The 16,362-nt window shown below is 73.2% G+C and carries 13 protein-coding genes and 1 pseudogene; 6 read left to right on the top strand and 8 right to left on the bottom strand.

All coding sequences use genetic code 11. The features are described 5' to 3' along the window. Positions 1-176 precede the first annotated feature (176 nt). Entirely contained in the window at positions 177-2,078 is a 1,902-nt protein-coding gene (locus QRX50_RS30165) for an ABC transporter ATP-binding protein (RefSeq protein ID WP_434533367.1), read from the top strand. 78 nt (positions 2,079-2,156) lie between these two features. Here the strand turns inward: QRX50_RS30165 and QRX50_RS30160 are convergent, their stop codons facing one another. After that, on the bottom strand, positions 2,157-3,905 hold the full coding sequence (locus tag QRX50_RS30160; protein ID WP_285966501.1) for a pyruvate dehydrogenase: 1,749 nt from the start codon (positions 3,903-3,905) through the stop codon (positions 2,157-2,159). 121 nt (positions 3,906-4,026) lie between these two features. On the opposite strand from QRX50_RS30160, the gene QRX50_RS30155 reads away from it, so the two are divergent. After that, positions 4,027-4,776 (top strand): SRPBCC family protein, encoded by a 750-nt coding sequence (locus tag QRX50_RS30155; protein WP_285966500.1) that lies wholly within the window; start codon positions 4,027-4,029, stop codon positions 4,774-4,776. Between the two features lie 50 nt (positions 4,777-4,826). Further along, positions 4,827-6,236, top strand: a complete 1,410-nt coding sequence (locus QRX50_RS30150) for a DNA polymerase ligase N-terminal domain-containing protein (protein ID WP_285966499.1) — start codon at positions 4,827-4,829, stop codon at positions 6,234-6,236. Here the strand turns inward: QRX50_RS30150 and QRX50_RS30145 are convergent. The 6 genes and pseudogenes from QRX50_RS30145 to QRX50_RS30120 all read right to left on the bottom strand — a co-directional run bounded on the left by QRX50_RS30145 (position 6,220) and on the right by QRX50_RS30120 (position 12,283). Next, entirely contained in the window at positions 6,220-6,618 is a 399-nt protein-coding gene (locus tag QRX50_RS30145) for an SPW repeat protein (RefSeq protein WP_285966498.1), read from the bottom strand. The two genes, QRX50_RS30150 and QRX50_RS30145, sit on opposite strands and share 17 nt — an antisense overlap. Positions 6,619-6,730: 112 nt before the next feature. After that, positions 6,731-7,084 (bottom strand): STAS domain-containing protein, encoded by a 354-nt coding sequence (locus QRX50_RS30140; protein WP_285966497.1) that lies wholly within the window; start codon positions 7,082-7,084, stop codon positions 6,731-6,733. Between the two features lie 198 nt (positions 7,085-7,282). After that, a complete protein-coding gene (locus tag QRX50_RS30135) occupies positions 7,283-7,789 on the bottom strand; it encodes a hypothetical protein (RefSeq protein ID WP_285966496.1) in 507 nt (168 codons plus the stop codon). 97 nt (positions 7,790-7,886) lie between these two features. Beyond that, a complete protein-coding gene (locus QRX50_RS30130) occupies positions 7,887-10,517 on the bottom strand; it encodes a BTAD domain-containing putative transcriptional regulator (protein WP_285966495.1) in 2,631 nt (876 codons plus the stop codon). 178 nt (positions 10,518-10,695) lie between these two features. Further along, positions 10,696-10,746: pseudogene (locus tag QRX50_RS30125) on the bottom strand (hypothetical protein); the annotation flags it as partial. Positions 10,747-11,581: 835 nt separating this feature from the next. Then, on the bottom strand, positions 11,582-12,283 hold the full coding sequence (locus QRX50_RS30120) for a DJ-1/PfpI family protein (RefSeq protein WP_285966494.1): 702 nt from the start codon (positions 12,281-12,283) through the stop codon (positions 11,582-11,584). A 98-nt stretch (positions 12,284-12,381) separates the two neighbouring features. On the opposite strand from QRX50_RS30120, the gene QRX50_RS30115 reads away from it, so the two are divergent. From QRX50_RS30115 to QRX50_RS30105, 3 genes are all read left to right on the top strand, one after another. Beyond that, complete coding sequence (locus QRX50_RS30115; protein ID WP_285966493.1) at positions 12,382-13,359, top strand: GlxA family transcriptional regulator; 978 nt, start codon at positions 12,382-12,384, stop codon at positions 13,357-13,359. Between the two features lie 673 nt (positions 13,360-14,032). Next, positions 14,033-15,352: a YibE/F family protein gene (locus QRX50_RS30110; protein ID WP_434533156.1), complete on the top strand. Its 1,320-nt coding sequence runs from the start codon at positions 14,033-14,035 to the stop codon at positions 15,350-15,352. Between the two features lie 101 nt (positions 15,353-15,453). Beyond that, positions 15,454-15,729 carry a hypothetical protein gene (locus QRX50_RS30105; RefSeq protein ID WP_285966492.1) on the top strand — a complete coding sequence of 92 codons (276 nt, stop codon included), beginning with the start codon at positions 15,454-15,456 and terminating at the stop codon, positions 15,727-15,729. On the opposite strand, the gene QRX50_RS30100 is transcribed toward QRX50_RS30105, so the two are convergent. Beyond that, the gene (locus QRX50_RS30100; protein ID WP_285966491.1) at positions 15,701-16,357 is read right to left on the bottom strand and encodes a hypothetical protein; all 657 of its coding nucleotides are present in this window, start codon (positions 16,355-16,357) and stop codon (positions 15,701-15,703) included. The two genes, QRX50_RS30105 and QRX50_RS30100, sit on opposite strands and share 29 nt — an antisense overlap. Between the last annotated feature and the right edge of the window lie 5 nt (positions 16,358-16,362).

Genomic DNA, 16,362 nt, shown 5'->3' with positions numbered 1-16,362 from the left:
ACACAATGGCGGACGCTTACTCACGACGCCGACCGGGTGCGGGTGCCCCGCATGACACAGGAGGCGGCGTGAGCGAGGAAGAGGGCACCACGGGAGCCGTCGCGACGGAGGTCGGCGAACGGCCGACGGCGGCGCGCAACAAGAACGTCGCGCCGGCCGCGGGGCCGGGGCGGTTCATGGCCGGCGGCATGCCGCCGGAGAAGGCGATGGACTTCAAGGGGTCGCTGGCCCGGCTCCTGCGCCTGCTGCGGCCGCAGCGCGCGGCGTTGGTCGGAGTGCTGGTGCTCGGCACGGTGAGCGTCGCGCTGACGGTGATCGGGCCGAAGATCCTCGCGCGCGCCACCGACCTGATCTTCGCGGGTGTGATCGGCAAGGGCCTGCCCGCCGGCGTCACGAAGGACGCGGTGGTCGCCGGCCTGCGGGCGCAGGGCAACACCACGCTCGCGGACATCTTCGCGCGGGCCGACATCGTGCCGGGCCAGGGCATCGACTTCACGGCCGTGGGCCAGGTGCTGCTGATCGTGCTGGCGCTGTACGTGATCGCGTCGTTCTTCGGCCTGATCCAGGCGCGCCTGACGACGAGCCTCGTGCAGGGCGCAGTGTACGCGCTACGCCGCGAGGTGGAGGAGAAGCTGGCGCGGCTGCCGCTGCGCTACTTCGACCGCCAGCCGCGCGGCGAGGTGCTCAGCCGCGTCACCAACGACATCGACAACCTCGCGCAGTCGCTGCAGCAGACGCTCTCGCAGATCGTCACTTCGGTGCTGACGGTGATCGGCGTGCTGGTGATGATGTTCCTGATCTCGCCGCTGCTCGCGATCATCGCGCTGCTGACCGTGCCCGCGTCGGTGTTCATCGCGGCCAAGATCGGCAAGCGCGCGCAGCCGCAGTTCATCAAGCAGTGGGCCACGACGGGGAAGCTCAACGCGCACATCGAGGAGATGTACACCGGTCACTCGCTGGTGAAGGTCTTCGGCCGCCGCGACGAGGCCGAAGCGATGTTCCGCGAGCAGAACGACACGCTGTACAACGCGAGCTTCCGGGCGCAGTTCATCTCCGGCACGATCCAGCCGGCGATGATGTTCATCGGCAACCTGAACTACGTGCTGGTGGCCGTGATCGGCGCGCTGCGTGTGGCCTCGGGCAGCCTGACGCTGGGCGACGTGCAGGCGTTCATCCAGTACTCGCGCCAGTTCAGCCAGCCGGTGACGCAGATCGCGAGCATGGCGAACCTGCTGCAGTCGGGTGTCGCCTCGGCCGAGCGGGTGTTCGCGCTGCTCGACGCGAAGGAGCAGGAGCCCGAGCCGGCGGACCCGCAGCGCCCGGCCGTGGTCCACGGCAAGGTCGAGTTCCACGACGTGTCCTTCCGCTACCTCGAGGACACGCCGCTGATCGAGGACCTCTCGCTCACGGTGGAGCCGGGCCAGACGGTCGCGATCGTCGGCCCCACCGGCGCCGGCAAGACCACGCTGGTCAACCTGCTGATGCGGTTCTACGAGATCGACAGCGGGCGCATCACGCTCGACGGCGTGGACATCGCGAAGATGGACCGTGAGGAGCTGCGCGACAAGACCGGCATGGTGCTTCAGGACGCGTGGCTGTTCGGCGGCACCATCGAGGAGAACATCGCCTACGGCGCCGACGACGTGACCCACGACGAGGTCGTGGCAGCGGCCACGGCGACGTATGTGGACCGCTTCGTGCGCACGCTGCCCGACGGCTACGCCACGGTGATCGACGACGAGGGCGGCACGGTCAGCGCCGGCGAGAAGCAGCTGATCACGGTGGCGCGGGCGTTCCTCGCGAAACCGGCCATCCTCATCCTCGACGAGGCGACCAGCTCCGTGGACACGCGCACGGAGGTGCTCATCCAGCGCGCAATGAACTCACTGCGCGAGGGCCGCACGAGCTTCGTGATCGCCCACCGCCTGTCCACGATCCGCGACGCCGACGTGATCCTGGTGATGGAGTCAGGCCGCATCGTGGAGCAGGGCGACCACGAAACCCTGCTGCACGCGGGCGGCGCGTACTCCCGCCTGTACGCGGCGCAGTTCGCCGAGGCGATGGCCGAGACGGACTGAGCCGCCGGACGTGATCCGGGGCGGTGCCGCAGGTTTTCACCGGCGGTGCCGCCCCGGACCCGGTTCAGGGAACCCGGTTCACGGCCGCGGCACGTTGCGCAGGTTGGACTTCGCCAGCTGCAGCATCTTGCCGACGCCGCCACCGAGGACGGTGCGGCTCGCGGCGAGCGCGAAGCCGCGCACCTGGGCGGCGGTGACGTTCGGCGGGATCGAGAGCGCGTTGGGATCGGTGACGACGTCGAGCACCGCCGGCCCATCGTGGTCGAGGATCTCGCGGATGGCCTCGCGCACGTCGGCCGGCTTCTCGACGCGGCGCGAGTGCAGGCCGGCCGCGCGGGCGATGGCGGCGAAGTCGACCGACTCGTGGTCGGTCTCGAACTCGGGCAGGCCGTCCACCAGCATCTCGAGCTTCACCATGCCGAGCGAGGAGTTGTTGAACACCACGGCTTTCACCGGCAGCGCGTGGGTCTTCAGCGTGAGCAGCTCCCCCAGCAGCATCGCCAGCCCACCGTCGCCGCACATCGCGACGACCTGGCGCCCGGGCGCGGCCGCCTGCGCGCCGATCGCGTGCGGCAGGGCGTTGGCCATGCTGCCGTGCACGAACGAGCCGATCAGCCGGCGCCGGCCGTTGGGCGTGACGTAGCGGGCCGCCCACACGTTGCCCATGCCGGTGTCCACGGTGAACACCGCGTCGTCGGCCGCCTCCTCGTCGAGGAGGTCGGCGACGTACTCCGGGTGCAGCGGCACGCGTTGCGCGACGTCGCTGGTGTACGCGTCGACCACGCGCTGCAGGCTGCGTTCGTGCTTGTGCAGCATGCTGTGCAGGAACGAGCGGTCCTCCCGCCTCCGAAGCTGCGGCAGGGCGGCGCGGATCGTGGCGCCGACGTCGCCCAGCACCCCGAACTCCAGTACCGAGCGACGGCCGACGCGGGCGGCGTCGATGTCCACCTGCACGGTGTTGCGCTGCGGCAGGAACGTGTCGTACGGAAAGTCGGTGCCGAGCAGCAGCACGAGGTCGGCCTCGTGCATCGCGTCGTAGCAGGAGCCGTAGCCGAGCAACCCGCTCATGCCGACGTCGAACGGGTTGTCGTACTGCACGAACTCCTTGCCCCGCAGGGAATGCCCGACGGGCGCGCCGATCGTGTCGGCGAGTGCCATGAGGTCGTCGTGGGCGTCGCGGCAGCCCGCGCCGGCCATGATCATCACCTTCTCGGCGCGGTTGATCCGCTCCACGAGCCGCTCGACGTCGGCCGCGGCGGGCACGATCGCCGGCGGAGTGCCCAGCGGCGCGGACACGCCGGTCGGGTTCGCGGTGTGCTCGGCCGCGATGTCGCCGGGCAGCACCAGCACGGCCGCGCCCCGCCGGCCCACGGCGTTCTGCACCGCGATCCGCGCGAGCCGCGGCATCTGCTCGGGGCTGCTCACCAGCTCGCAGTAGTGCGAGCACTCCGCGAACAGCTGCTGCGGGTGCGTCTCCTGGAAGAAGCCGGTGCCGATCTGCGTCGACGGGATGTGCGACGCGAGCGCGAGCACCGGCGCGCCGGAGCGGTGGGCGTCGTAGATCCCTTGCAGCAGGTGCAAGTTGCCCGGACCGGCGCTGCCCGCGCACACTGCGAGCTCTCCGGTCAGCTGCGCCTCGGCGGCCGCGGCGAACGCGCCGGCCTCTTCGTTGCGCACGTACACCCAGTCGATCCCGCCGCGGGCCGAGCCGCCGGTGCGGCGCACGGCGTCGACCACGGGGTTGAGGCTGTCCCCCACCACTCCGTAGATGCGGCGCACGCCGGACTGCACGAGTACGTCGACCAGCTGGTCGGCCACGGTCGCCATGAACGGTCCTTTCCCTCGGTTCCCCGGCAGTCTCGCACCTCCCGGTGAACGTCGCTCGCCCTTGACAACTATTCTTGTCAATGACACGGTGGGCCTCCCGTGAGGTGAGGAGGAACCGGTCATGACCCACGAGTTCGACGTAACCAAGCAGGTCCGTCTGCCCGCGTCCCCGGAGGCCGTGTGGGACGCCGTGGCCACGGGGCCGGGCATCGACTCGTGGTTCATGGGCAAGCACGAGGTCGACGCGCAGGCCCGGCGCATCCGCTTCGCGATGGGGGAGTTCACCAGCGAAGCCGAAATCACCACGTGGGAGCCGCCACGGCGCTTCGCCTACCGCGCCACACCGGCTCCCGACGGCAGCTTCGACGCGTTCGAGTTCCTCGTGGAGGCGGCCGACGGGGGCACGTCGGTGCTGCGCTTCATCCACCACGGCTTCACCGCACAGGACTGGGGCGAGGAGTACCACGAGGGCTTCAGCCGCGGCTGGGACATGTACCTCCACACGCTCGGCCAGCTCCTGCAGTTCCTCCCCGGCCGCCGCGCGCGGTTCGTGATCGCCAGTGGGCCGGAATCGTCGGCTTCGCCCGAAGCCTGGGTGAAGGTTGTTCGGGCACTGGGTCTGCTCGAACCACCCCGGACCGGGCAGCCGGTGCGGTTCACGGTCGACGGCGTCGGGCCTGTCGAAGGGGTCCTCGACTACACGACCCCGCACTACGCGGGCATCCGCACCCCGGACGCGCTCTACCGTTTCCACGAGCGGTCGGGCCTGGGGATGCCGATCGCGATCGGGCACCACCTGTTCGCCGGCGACGCCGACGTCGAGCAGGAAGGCAAGGCCTGGCAGGCGTGGCTGGAGCGCGTGCTGGCGTGAGCGGGCGCTAAGGTGGGCGCACCCGAGGGGACGGGGGTGCCACTCCTGCGATGGCGGACGAACTCGCCGAACGCCGGCGCCGACGCGCACTCGGCCAGGCTTCCGAACCGGTCCTCGAACACCCAGTCGACCAGCACCCTGTCGAGCCACACCCCGTCGAAAACAGTGGCGTGTTCGTGGTCCAGGAACACCGCGCGTCGCAGCTGCACTGGGATTTCCGCCTCGAACGCGGCGGGGTGCTCACGTCGTGGACCGTCCCCCGTGGCCTGCCCCGCTCCCCCGGCCGCGGGCGCCTCGCCATCCGCATCGACGACCAGCCGGTGGCCTACGCGGACTTCGAAGGCGAGATCCCGGCCGGCGAGTACGGCGCCGGGACGGTCGAGATGTGGGACCGAGGCCGCTACGAAACCGTGCACTGGCACGAGCACCGCATCGAGTTCGTGCTGCACGGCGAACGGCTGCGAGGCCGCTACGAGCTCGACCGCGGCGGTGCCGGGGCGGACGGCTGGCGGCTGCGCCGTCTCGACCCCGCCGAGCCCGGTCACGAGGACACGCCGCGGTTCCTCGCGCCGATGCCCGCCCGGCCGGGACGCATGCCTTCCACCACCGAGGACCACGACTGGGCGTACGAGTTCGCATGGCCGGGGCGTCGCACGCTCGTGCGCGCCGGCGGCGCTCGCGTGACGGCCGTCGACGAGACCGGCGCCGAGGTGACGGCGCGCTACCCGGAGCTGCGCGGTCTGGCCGCTCAGCTGGGGTCCACGGAAGCGTTGCTGGACGGGCAGATCGTGGTGTTCGCCGCGGGCCGGCCGGACCCGGAAGGGCTGCGCCGCCGTGCGGAGGCCGACCCCGAAACGGCGCGCCGGCTCGGGGACCGGCATCCCGCGTTCTACCTAGTCTCCGACGTGCTGCACCTCGACGGCCGCTCTCGGCTCGACCTGCCCTACGTCGAACGTCGCGCACTGCTCGACGACCTGGGCCTCGCCGGCGACCACTGGCACGTGCCGCCGACTCACCTCGGCGACGGGGGCGCGGTCGCGCGCGCGAGCCGCGACCACGACCTGCCCGGCCTGCTCGCGAAACGCCGGAGCAGCCCGTATCGGCCGGGCCGGGCGAACACGGACTGGCTGTTCGTGGCGTCCCCGGACGTGCGCCGGGTGCTCATCGCGGGCTGGCGCCCGGGCGGCGGCCGACGGGCCGGAACGTTCGGGTCACTGCTGCTGGCCGTGCCCGACGGCGCCGGCCTGCGCTACGCGGGCAGCGTCGGAGTCGGCTTCTCCCAGGAGGAACTCGGCTCGCTCGCCGCGGCGCTCGCGGAACTGGAACAACCGCGGCCGCCGTTCGCCGCCGTGCCGGACCACCCCGACGCGCGCTGGGTGCGGCCCGTGCTCGCCGCGGAGGTCGTGCACGGGCCGAAGTCCGCGCCGCGCTGGCGCGGGTTGCTCAGCGAGCCCGGGTAGCGGGTCGGCGCAGGCACAGCGCGATGCCGGCCAGCAGCACGACGGCGCCGGCGATGATGTTGCCCGCCAGCGCGCCCGCCGACGGCGCGGTCTCGTCGCCGTAGCGCAGGACCAGCGGTGACACCGCGGCCCAGACGCCGAGCACCGGCAGGACCCACGTGAGGGCCTGCGGGCGCGTGGTGCGCGCTCGCACCGCGGCGAGCACGATGATCGCCAGACCGGCCACCGTGTTGCTGATCGCGAGCTCGGCCACGCCGCCGAACCGCGCCAGCCACGGGCCGATGATCAAGTACAGACCGGCCAGCACGGCCAGCCCCGCGGCGCCGCCGACCAGTGCGCCGACGGCACCGTTCGCGCCGGTGCGTTCGGTCGTGGTGGACATCCCGGATCACCTCGCCGTAGTCGGGTTCCCTTGATCGGGTTCACCGGTGGAGTACCCACGAACGGCGGGGCTCGCACGGGTCCCGGGTGATCTCCACCCGTTCGGCGGCCGCTCAGGCGCGGGCGGCCGCGCAGGCGTCCACGAGCCGCGGCCGCACGTCCAGCGCCTGGGCGGCGCCCGTGACGTCGAAGACCCGCAGCACGAGACGCCCGGTCGCGACCACGGACAACGCGGGGCGCGTGCGGCTCGTTTCCTCCAGCACACGCAGGCCGGCGCAGCTGAGGAACCCGACACGGGAGAGGTCGACCACGAGCTTCTTCCCCACCACGCACGCTTCGGCCAGCACCGTCCGGAAGTCGCCGACCGAGGCGGCGTCGATCTCGCCCGCGGCGGTGACGAGCACGAGGTCGTCGTCGCGGACGGTGGTCAGCAGGGTGAGGCCGGAATCCCCTCGGCGCTGGGGCATTGGCCTGACGGTACGCGCTCCGCGGACGCGGTCAACCCCCGTGCGGCGCACAGGTGGGCGACCTCACCGATCACCCAGGGTGACGTTAGAGGTACGAAACAGTCATCGGTACTGCTCGGCCGGGCCGGGAACTGCCCATCGCCCTCAGTGGTGGGCAGTCCCCGGCCGGCCGCGCGGCCGGTGCGGACGGAGGTCCGATCAGCCGCCGGTGGTGTAGTAGGTGATGTCCCAGTGGTTGCCCTCGTCGCAGTAGAGGTTGCTGGAGGGGGCCTGCCACTGCGGGTACCCGTCGCCGCGGAGACCGATGTAGGAGAAGTTGTTCTTGATGTAGCCGTCGATGCAGCTGTTGTGCGAGATGTCCACCTTGTAGCCGTTGTAGTGGCTGTAGGTGCCCGAGGCGTGGCCGACCTCGGTGCCGCCGGTGATGTTGATCGCGCAGCCGCTGGCGCGCTTGAGCGTGATCACGCCGCTGACGGTCGTCTGGTTGATCTGTTCGAACGACGTGCAGGTGGAGTTCGACCGCGTGGTGCACCCGCCGCTGGACGAGTGCGTGACACCCGCCGCCGACAGCTGCGACGCCGCTTGGGACTGCGTCAGCTTGGTGACGGCGGGCGCGGCCGAAGCCGGGGCCGTGCCGAGCACCGTCATGGCCGCCGCGGCAGCCAGTCCGACGGCCGCCTTGGGCAGCACCGGAGGAACGCGCATGACTTGCCTCCTCGTGGGGACTTACGACGAGGGAAGCCAAGTGCGCGGCTCCATACGAACGCCAAACGCCGGTGTCGCCGCGACGCCGAGGCGGGCGTCAGATCCTGATCTTCGCCAAGACTTCACGAGCTCGGTCGCCGGCGGGTGAATCACTCGAAGCGGCGTTGAGCTCCTGCAACGCGCGCAGCTCCCACAGCGGGAAGCCGAGCTCGCGGAAGACGTCCGCGGCGCCGGCGAGAGCCCTGGGTGCTTCGCCCGCGCCGGCCTGCAGTTTGCCGAGGCTCAGCAGCGCGTATCCGGTGCCGCGGCGGTCCTGCAGATCGCGGAACACGGCCATGGCGTGGCGCAGGTGCTGCTGCGCTCCCGCCGGATCCGCCGCACGCAGGCGGGTCTCGGCGAGGCTGCGGTGGGTGTAGGCCGCCGCGTGCCGGTGCCCGATCTGCTCGAACAGGTCGAGCGACCGCGAGAGGCAGCGTTCGCCCTCGGCGACCTCGCCGGCGTCGGTGTGCAGGTCGCCGAGGCTGCGCAGGACGTGGGCCTCCCAGTGGCGTTCGCGGGTGCGGACGGCGCCGCCGAGCGCGCCCGTCAGCAGGTCGGCGGCGCGGTCGGTGCGGCCGTGGCGGCGCAGTACGTCGGCGTAGCGCTTGGCGACCTGGTCGTGCCAGCGGCCGGCGCCGTCGCCGGCGAGCAGCAGGGCGGCTTCGAAGCTCTCGACGGCCCGACGGAGGTCGCCGAGGTCTTCCGAGAGGCCGCCGAACTGCGCGGCCGCGATGGCCTGGCCCCGCACGTCGCCGCACGCGCGCAGGAGTGCCAGGGCTTCGCGCAGCTCTTCGACGGCGATCTCGGCCCGGCCGGCGTCGGCGTCGAGGTCGGCCAGCGCGACCAGGGCGGCGCCCCGGGCGCGCGGGTCACCGAGGGCCTTGAAGCGGGTGCCGGCCATGGCGAAGTAGGTGCGGGCCTGGCGTGAGCGGCCGAGCTGCCAGTGGACGGAGGCGAGGGTGAAGAGCTTGCCCGCCTCGGCCGGGCGGTCGCCGAGGCGGCGGGCCGCGGCGAGGCCGACGACCGAGACCGCCCGCGCGGAGCGGCCGAGCCACGAGGTGCCGGCCAGGCCCGCGCACGCGTCGGAGAGGCGCGCGGCCAGTGCGTGCCAGTGGTGGCGGCCGGCGAGCCGGGCGGCCGTGGCGACGAGTTCGGTTTCCCGGCGTCGCCAGGCGTCGGGGTCGGCGGTGGCCAGGCGGGCCGCGGTGGGGTCCGGCTGGGTGAACGGGGGTCCGGCCGGATCGAAACCCTTGTCCAGTGCGGAAAGCACGCGTTCGGCGAGGGCCAGGACGGCTTCGAGGGTGCGTTTGATCGCGGCCGGGTCGGGTTCGCCGGGCAGCCGGGCGAGACCGAGGCTGACGAAGCGCGGGACGGCGTGGCGGCCGTGGTCGTCGGCGCCCAGCAGGTGGGTGTCGGCGAGGGTTTCGAGGCGGTCGCGGGCTTCGGCGGGGCGGACGGCGAGCAGCGCGGCGGCGCACCAGTCGGGCACGGGGCCGCGGAACAAGCCGAGCAGGCGCAGGAGATCGCGGTCTTCCGTCGGGCAGTCGCGCAGGGCCGGGAGGATGGCCGCGCGGACGCTGACGTCGCCGGCGGCGAGCTCGTCGAGGGCGCGGCGGTCGTCGCCGACGCGGGTGGCGAGATCCGCGATCCGGAGGTGGGGCCGGGTGGCCAGCCGCAGCCCGGCGATGCGCACCGCGAGGGGAAGCCCGGCGCAGCGCGCGACCACTTCGTCGGCGGCGGCGGGCTCGGCCGCGATCCGTGCTTCGCCGGCGACGGCGGTGAGCAGCGCTTGCGCGTCCACAGTGGACAGTTCGCCGACGGGAACGGGCCTTGCCGCCACCAGTCCTGGCAACGACCGCCGCGCCGTCACGAGGACGCCGCAGCCGGAGCCGCTCGGCAGCAGCGGGCGGACCTGGGCTTCGGTGCGCGCGTTTTCGAGCAGGACGAGGAGGCGCCGGTCGACGGTGTGGCCGCGCCAGGCGGCGACGAGGGCGGTGAGGTCGCCGGTGAGCTCGGCCGTGGCGGCGCCGAGTGCGCGCAGGAACGCGACGAGGACGTCACGGGGTTCGGTGGTGGCGAGGTCGGCCACGAGCTGCCCGTCGGGGAAACGCCGCCGCGCCCGCCACGCGGCCTGCGCGGCGAGCGCGCTCTTGCCCGCCCCGGCGGCGCCGTGGACCACGACCGGCGCGGGCGCGCGCAGATGCCGCCCGACGGAGGCCAGTTCCGTTGCGCGGCCCGTGAAGTCGGGCACGGGTGCGGGCAGCTGCGCGGGTGGGCCGCCGGCCGTCCACTCCGTGCCGGCGATGCGGCGGTACAGCGCGTCGAGCTCCGGCCCCGGCACCACGCCGGCCTCGTCCCACAGCGCGCGGCGCGTGCGGCGCAGCACGTCGAGCGCGGCGTCGCGACGGCCCAGCCCCGCCAGCGCCGCGGCGAGGCGGCCGGCGAGCCGTTCGTCGGCGGGCCGCGCGGCCACCACGGGGGCGAGCCGGTGCACCACCGCCTGCCCGTCGCCCTCGGCGAGCTGCAGCTCCACCAGCTGCAGCAGGACCGTCCGGCGGCGGTCCTCCAGCCACACCTCGTGCGCCTCGACGAGCGGTCCCGTCGCGATGTCGCAGAACGCCCCACCGCGCCAGCACGCGAGGGCGCGCGTCAGCAACTCCTGCTTCGCCCGGGCGTCCTCCGCCCCCAACCCGGCCGACGCCAGCGCGACGAACTCCGCCGCGTCGAGCTCCCCCTCGGCGACGCGGAGCGCGTACCCCCCGCGGCCCCGACCTGAGCCGTTGCGCGGGGTCGTCCGCGGCCAACCCCGGCGACAAGGCCTTCCTCAACTTCGACACCGTCACCTGCACGATCGCCGCCGCACTCGGCGGCGCTCCGTCGGGCCACAGCTCGTCGACGATCGTCGCCCGCCCGAGCACCTCGTTGGGCCGCGCGAGCAACAACGCGAGCAACCGCCGCGGCTGCGCTGCCGACGGCAACGCGACGGTCGCCGCCAGCGGACCGAGGACCTGGAACCGCACCGCAAGCTCCCCACGGCCGCACGTGACCTGATCGAGCGACCCGAAAGTACCTGCGCCACCCTCCGCTCCCGGACGTTCGCGCGGCCCTCACCCGGATGGCCCACCCCGTTGGAAGGGTGCCCGGGACCGGGCTGGTGCGAACGGTCCCTTCACTCCGGCCCGCGCCTGCACCCGGGCGGGTGCGCGGCTCGTGGCGCGCTCGGCGTGGGCAACGAGGCGCGACCCGTCCCGCCGCGCTCATTCCTCTCGCGCCGCGGCACCGCCGCCCGGCGAGCCAACGCCCCAACGCGACCGGCATGACCGGTCCCCTCGTAGCGGCGTCCCGGCTCAGGCGTACGACTCGTGCGGCGCGCTCGGCGTACGCAGCGCAGCGCGAACAATCCCGCCGCGCTCGTTCCTGAACGCAGCCGGGCAGGCTGGGTCATGGACTACGTGACTCGGTCGGCCGACCTGGCTCAGCGCGAGCGGTCCCGCCGCGCTCGACCCATCGCTCAACGAGCGGTCCGCTCGCCGAACGCGACGCGACACCCACCCGGCCAGCGCGGCCCGGCGACAGCGGTCCCGCCGTGCGCACTCCTCCCGTGCCGTGCCCCTGGCCTCGAGCGAACTGGCGCCGACAGAGCGCCCCACCCCACCAACGGCTGCGGCGCGAGCGGTCCATTCGGCCGCCATCCCGGCTCAAGGCGTGAGCGGCCCTCGGCGCGACCGGTCCTCTCGCACCGGCGGTCCCGGCTCAGGCGTGCGCGAGCAGCTTCGCCTTCAGATCCGGCCGGTCGGCCAGAACGTGCTCGCCCAGGGCGTGCTCCAGCAACGGCTTCAACGCACCGTGCGGCGCGGTCGACCAGTCGAGCGGGCCAAACGGGGGCTCCGGGTCGTATTCGATGCCGAACTGGACGGTCCGGGCGACGTCGGGGCCGGCGAGCCGCTCGACGAGGTGCAGGGCCAGGTCGATGCCCGCCGAGACGCCCGCGGCGGTGATCACGGGGCCGGCGTCGACCCAGCGGCGGGCGACCGGAGTCGCGCCGAAGGCGCGCAGCAGGTCGCGGAACATCCAGTGGGTGGTGGCCTCGCGGCCGTCGAGCAGGCCGGCCTCGCCGAGGAGCAGGGCGCCCGTGCAGACGGACGTCATGAGTTCGGCCGTGCGAGCGGTCGTGGCCAGGTAGTCGATCAGCGGCCGGTTCGCGAGCGCCTCCAGGGTCGGCGCGGAGCCGCCCGGGACGAGGACGCCGTAGGGCTCGCGGACGTCGGCGAAGGTGTGGCTGGGCGCGATCCGCAGGGGCGTGTCGGTGCCGATCGGGTCGAGGGTCTCGCCCACGACCACCACGCGGAAGTCCTGATCCGCCGTGGCGAACGCGCTCAGCACCTGGAGCGGGCCCACGAGGTCGAGCACCGTGAGGCCGGGGTAGAGGACAAAGGCGAACGTCTTCTCGGTCATGCGTCCCACCGTGCCCCCGTGGGCGCGCGAGCAGGAGGGCGATGTCCGTAATCCTGCGAACCGCGTCGATCGGCCTGCTGACCTGCTAACGTTCGATCATGCCGGGGCCAGAACGGCAGGTCGTGATCGTCGGGTACCCCGACGCCGAGCTGCTCGACATCGCGTGCGTGTCCGACGCGCTCGACGCCGCCAACCGGCTCGGCGCGCGCCCGGGCTACGCCCTGCGGCTGGCCACTGTGGACGGACACCCGTTCCGCTGCCAGTCCGGCATCACGCTGACGCCCCACGTGCGCCTCGACCAGGTTTCGGGGCCGCTGCACACGATCGTCGTCTCGGGTGGCCTCGGCCACCGCGCGGCGGCGGGCGACGAACGCCTGCTCGAACACGTCCGCCGGCTCTCCCGCGACAGCACACGCACGGCGTCGGTCTGCACCGGCGCCACCGTGCTCGCCGCCGCCGGGCTGCTGAGCGGCCGCCGCGCGACCACGCACTGGGCGTACGCGGCGCAGCTCGCCGCGAAGTACCCGTCGGTGACCGTGGACCCGGTGCCGCTGTTCATCCGCCACGGCGACGTCTACACCTCCGCCGGCGTCACCAGCGGGCTCGACCTCGCGCTGGCGTTCGTCGAGGAGGACCACGGCCCGACGCTCGCCCGCGAAGCCGCCCGCGCCCTCGTAACGTACCTGCAGCGGCCCGGCAACCAGGCTCAGGTGAGCATGTTCCTGTCCGGCCCGCCGCCCGAGCACCGGCAGGTGCGCGACCTCACCGCGTTCGTCGCCGAACACCTGGGCGAAGACCTGGGCACACCCGTGCTGGCCCGGCAGGCGGGAATCAGCACCCGCCAGCTCACGCGCCTGTTCGACGCGCACCTCGGCACCACGCCCGGCAAGTACGTGCGCACCGTCCGCGCCGAACACGCCGCCCGCCTCCTCGCGGGTACCGACCTGCCGCTGGCCGCCATCGCCCGCCGCTGCGGCTTCGGCTCCACCGAGACGCTGCGCCAGGCCTTCCTCGACCACTTCGACACCCCGCCGTCCGCCTACCGCCGAGTGCACCTGCGCCAGTCCCTCGGCTGAGCGAAACGCCGGATACGACCGGGTCGTCCCCACCCGGTACGGGTGACGGCCACGGCCGGAGTGCAGGATGTGCGCCGTGGCACCGCCCGACTACCCCGACGAGGTCGACGACACCGCCGACACCGGCCCCATCCGCCGCGTCGCCGACGGCCCCCCTGCTCCTCCGGTTTCCGCAGCCCGGCCGCGCCTCCCCCGAACGGTCGACGAACCCGCCTGGCCCGGAGCGGAAGAGCCGGTGCGCCGAGCCACGCCCCGTTCCGGCGACAACCCCGCCGGCCGCCGCACGGGCGAAACCCCCCTGCCACCACGCCGCTCCGGCGACACTCCCCCTCCGGCCGGCCGCCGCTCCGGCGACACGCCCCCGCCGGCGAGCCGCCGCACGGGCGAAACCCCGCAGGCCGGCCAAACCGGGCAAGCTCCGCTGCCTTCGCGCCACGCCGACGGGCCGCCATCACCCGCCGGCCGCCGCACCGGCGAAACGTCGCGACACACCGGCGAAACCCCGATCCCCCCACGCCGCCGCGGCGAAACCCCTCCGCCGGCCCGCCGCCGGGATCTCCAACCATCGCGCCGTGCCGGCGAAACTCCGCTGCCGCCCGCACGCCAAGCCGAAGGACAAGGTCGCCGCACCGGCGCCACGCCTCCGCCCGCAGGCCGTCGCCCCCGCACCGCTGTGAGCCCGGACGAAGCGCCGGAACCCGCCGACACCCCCGAACCGCCCGCACGCAAGGGCCTGCGCGCCGCCCTCACCGCGCAAGCATCCGGCCACGGGCATGGGCACGGACATGGCCACGGCCCGGCCGCCCCCGCCTCCACCCGCGTCCGCAAGCTGCTCATGTGGCTGCTCGTCCCGCTCGCCCTGGCGACGGTCGTGGGCATGATCGTGCTGTACCCGTGGGGCAAGGCGGCGCCGACGAGTGTGGTGCCGCAGGGCACGCCGGTGCAGGCGTCGATCACGGCGACCGCCACGGGGCCGTGCCTCGCGAACGGCCAGGTGCAGGTGGGCGCGGACACCGATCCCGACCAGAAGCCGTGCCTCACCGTCGATCTGACGATGACCGACGGCCCGGGCAAGGGGAAACCGCTGCGGCTCATCGTGCCGATCGAGCCGAGCACGCCGCGCTTCTCCACCGGCGACGACGTGGTCCTCGCCTACAACGGCGGCAACGCCACCGACCCGGCGTCGTTCCAGCTCGTCGACTTCCAGCGCGGCACGCCGCTCGTGCTGCTGGCCGCGCTGTTCGCCCTCGCCGTGCTGGTGCTCGGCCGCTGGCAGGGGCTCGCGGCGCTCGTCGCGCTGGTGCTGAGCTTCGTGGTGATCGTGCTGTTCGTGCTCCCCTCGATCCTCGCCGGCGAGAACCCGCTGCTGGTCGCGATCGCGGGCGCCGGGGCGATCATGTTCGTGGCGCTGTACCTGACCCACGGGCTGTCGGCGAGAACGTCGGTCGCGGTGCTCGGCACGCTGGTCAGCCTCGCGCTGATCGGCGTTCTGTCGGCGATCTTCTCCGTCGGCGCCTCCCTCACCGGCCTCGACGACAGCACCTCCACCCTGATCGGCTCGCTCGGCCACGGCATCGACGCGCGTGGCCTGCTGCTCGCCGGCATCGTGATCGGCGCGCTCGGTGTGCTCGACGACGTGACGGTGACGCAGACCAGCGCCGTCTGGGAGCTGCGGCGCGCGAACCCGGCGCTGGGCTGGCGGGAGCTCTACCGTTCGGGTCTGCGCATCGGCCGCGACCACGTCGGCTCGGCCGTGAACACCCTCGTGATGGCCTACGCCGGTGCCGCGCTGCCGGTGCTGCTCTACTCGTCGATCTCCGGTGTCGGGCTCGGCGCGCTGCTCGGCAGCGAGGACATCGCGTCGGAGATCATCCGTACGCTCGCAGGGTCCGTGGGCATCGTCGCGGCGGTCCCGGTGACGACGATCCTGGCGGCGCTGATCGCCGCGCGCGAGCCCGTCGACCACCTCGTGAGCACCACGAACACCCCCTAGTCACACCAGCAACACGAGCGAACCCCGGCCGGAACCGGACCCGGTGGCTGCGGTACGAAGTCCGCGACCGAGGCGAGTACATCCGTACCCGAGGAGGGGTCGTGTTCTCAGCCGTACTGGCGGGACCGCAGGTCACCGTGCACCTGGTCCGGCGGTTGTTCGCGGCCGTGCTGGAAGCGGCCGAGGCCGTCCCGCGGATCGCGAGCGCGCTCGACGACGTGCGGGCGACGCTGCGCCACCTCGAGCGCCTGCTCGCCTACGTCGCCGAAGAGCTGCCGGACCTCGCCGACCAGGTGGAGCAGATCCGCGCGCGCGTCGACGGCATTGAGCAGGTCTCGAAGGACCCGGTCACTCCAGCGTCGCGACGAAGCGGCTGACGGCCTCCATCGGGAACCGCTGGATGTAGCGCCCGGCCGGGGCAGCCGATGCGAGGCGGTACAGCGGCCGCTCGGCCACGGCGTCGCCACGCGCTTCCGACCGCAGCTCCGCCACCAGCAGCTCGGAGAACACCAGCCCGTTGGCCTCGGTGTTGTTCAGCAGCGCGTCGGCGACCCGGCGCAGCTGCAGCGCGCCCAGCTCGCGCCCGCCCGTGCCGGCGAACACCGCGAGGTCGACCTTCACGGTTTTGCGCCGTTTTCCCGCGTTCACGAGCAGGCTCACGGTGCGGGTGCCGCGCACGTCGCCGATCACGATGTCGAGCCGCTCCGCCTCGACGAGCCCGATGCGGCGGATGCCCCACGTGCGCACGACCAGCGTCGTGCCTTCCAGCCAGATCCGGCGGCGCAGCGTGTACAACACGATGTACAGCAAGGGAATCGCCACGACCACCGCGACGATCAGCCCGACCAGCTGCCCGCCGATCAAGCCCGCGATGCCACCGAACGCCGCGGCCACGATCACCGGGCCGATGAACCCGGACCACGCGCGCCGGCGCGTGAGCTTCGCGTCCTCGGCGAACAGCGGCAGCCGTTCCGGTGTGCCTTTGGCGCCGTCCTGCTCGGTCATGCCCG

Origin of the sequence: Amycolatopsis sp. 2-15 (assembly GCF_030285625.1) — a bacterium.
GTDB classification, from domain to species: domain Bacteria; phylum Actinomycetota; class Actinomycetes; order Mycobacteriales; family Pseudonocardiaceae; genus Amycolatopsis; species Amycolatopsis carbonis.
Note: the sequence above shows the minus strand (reverse complement) of the source record. Positions and strands in the feature narration are given on the sequence as shown.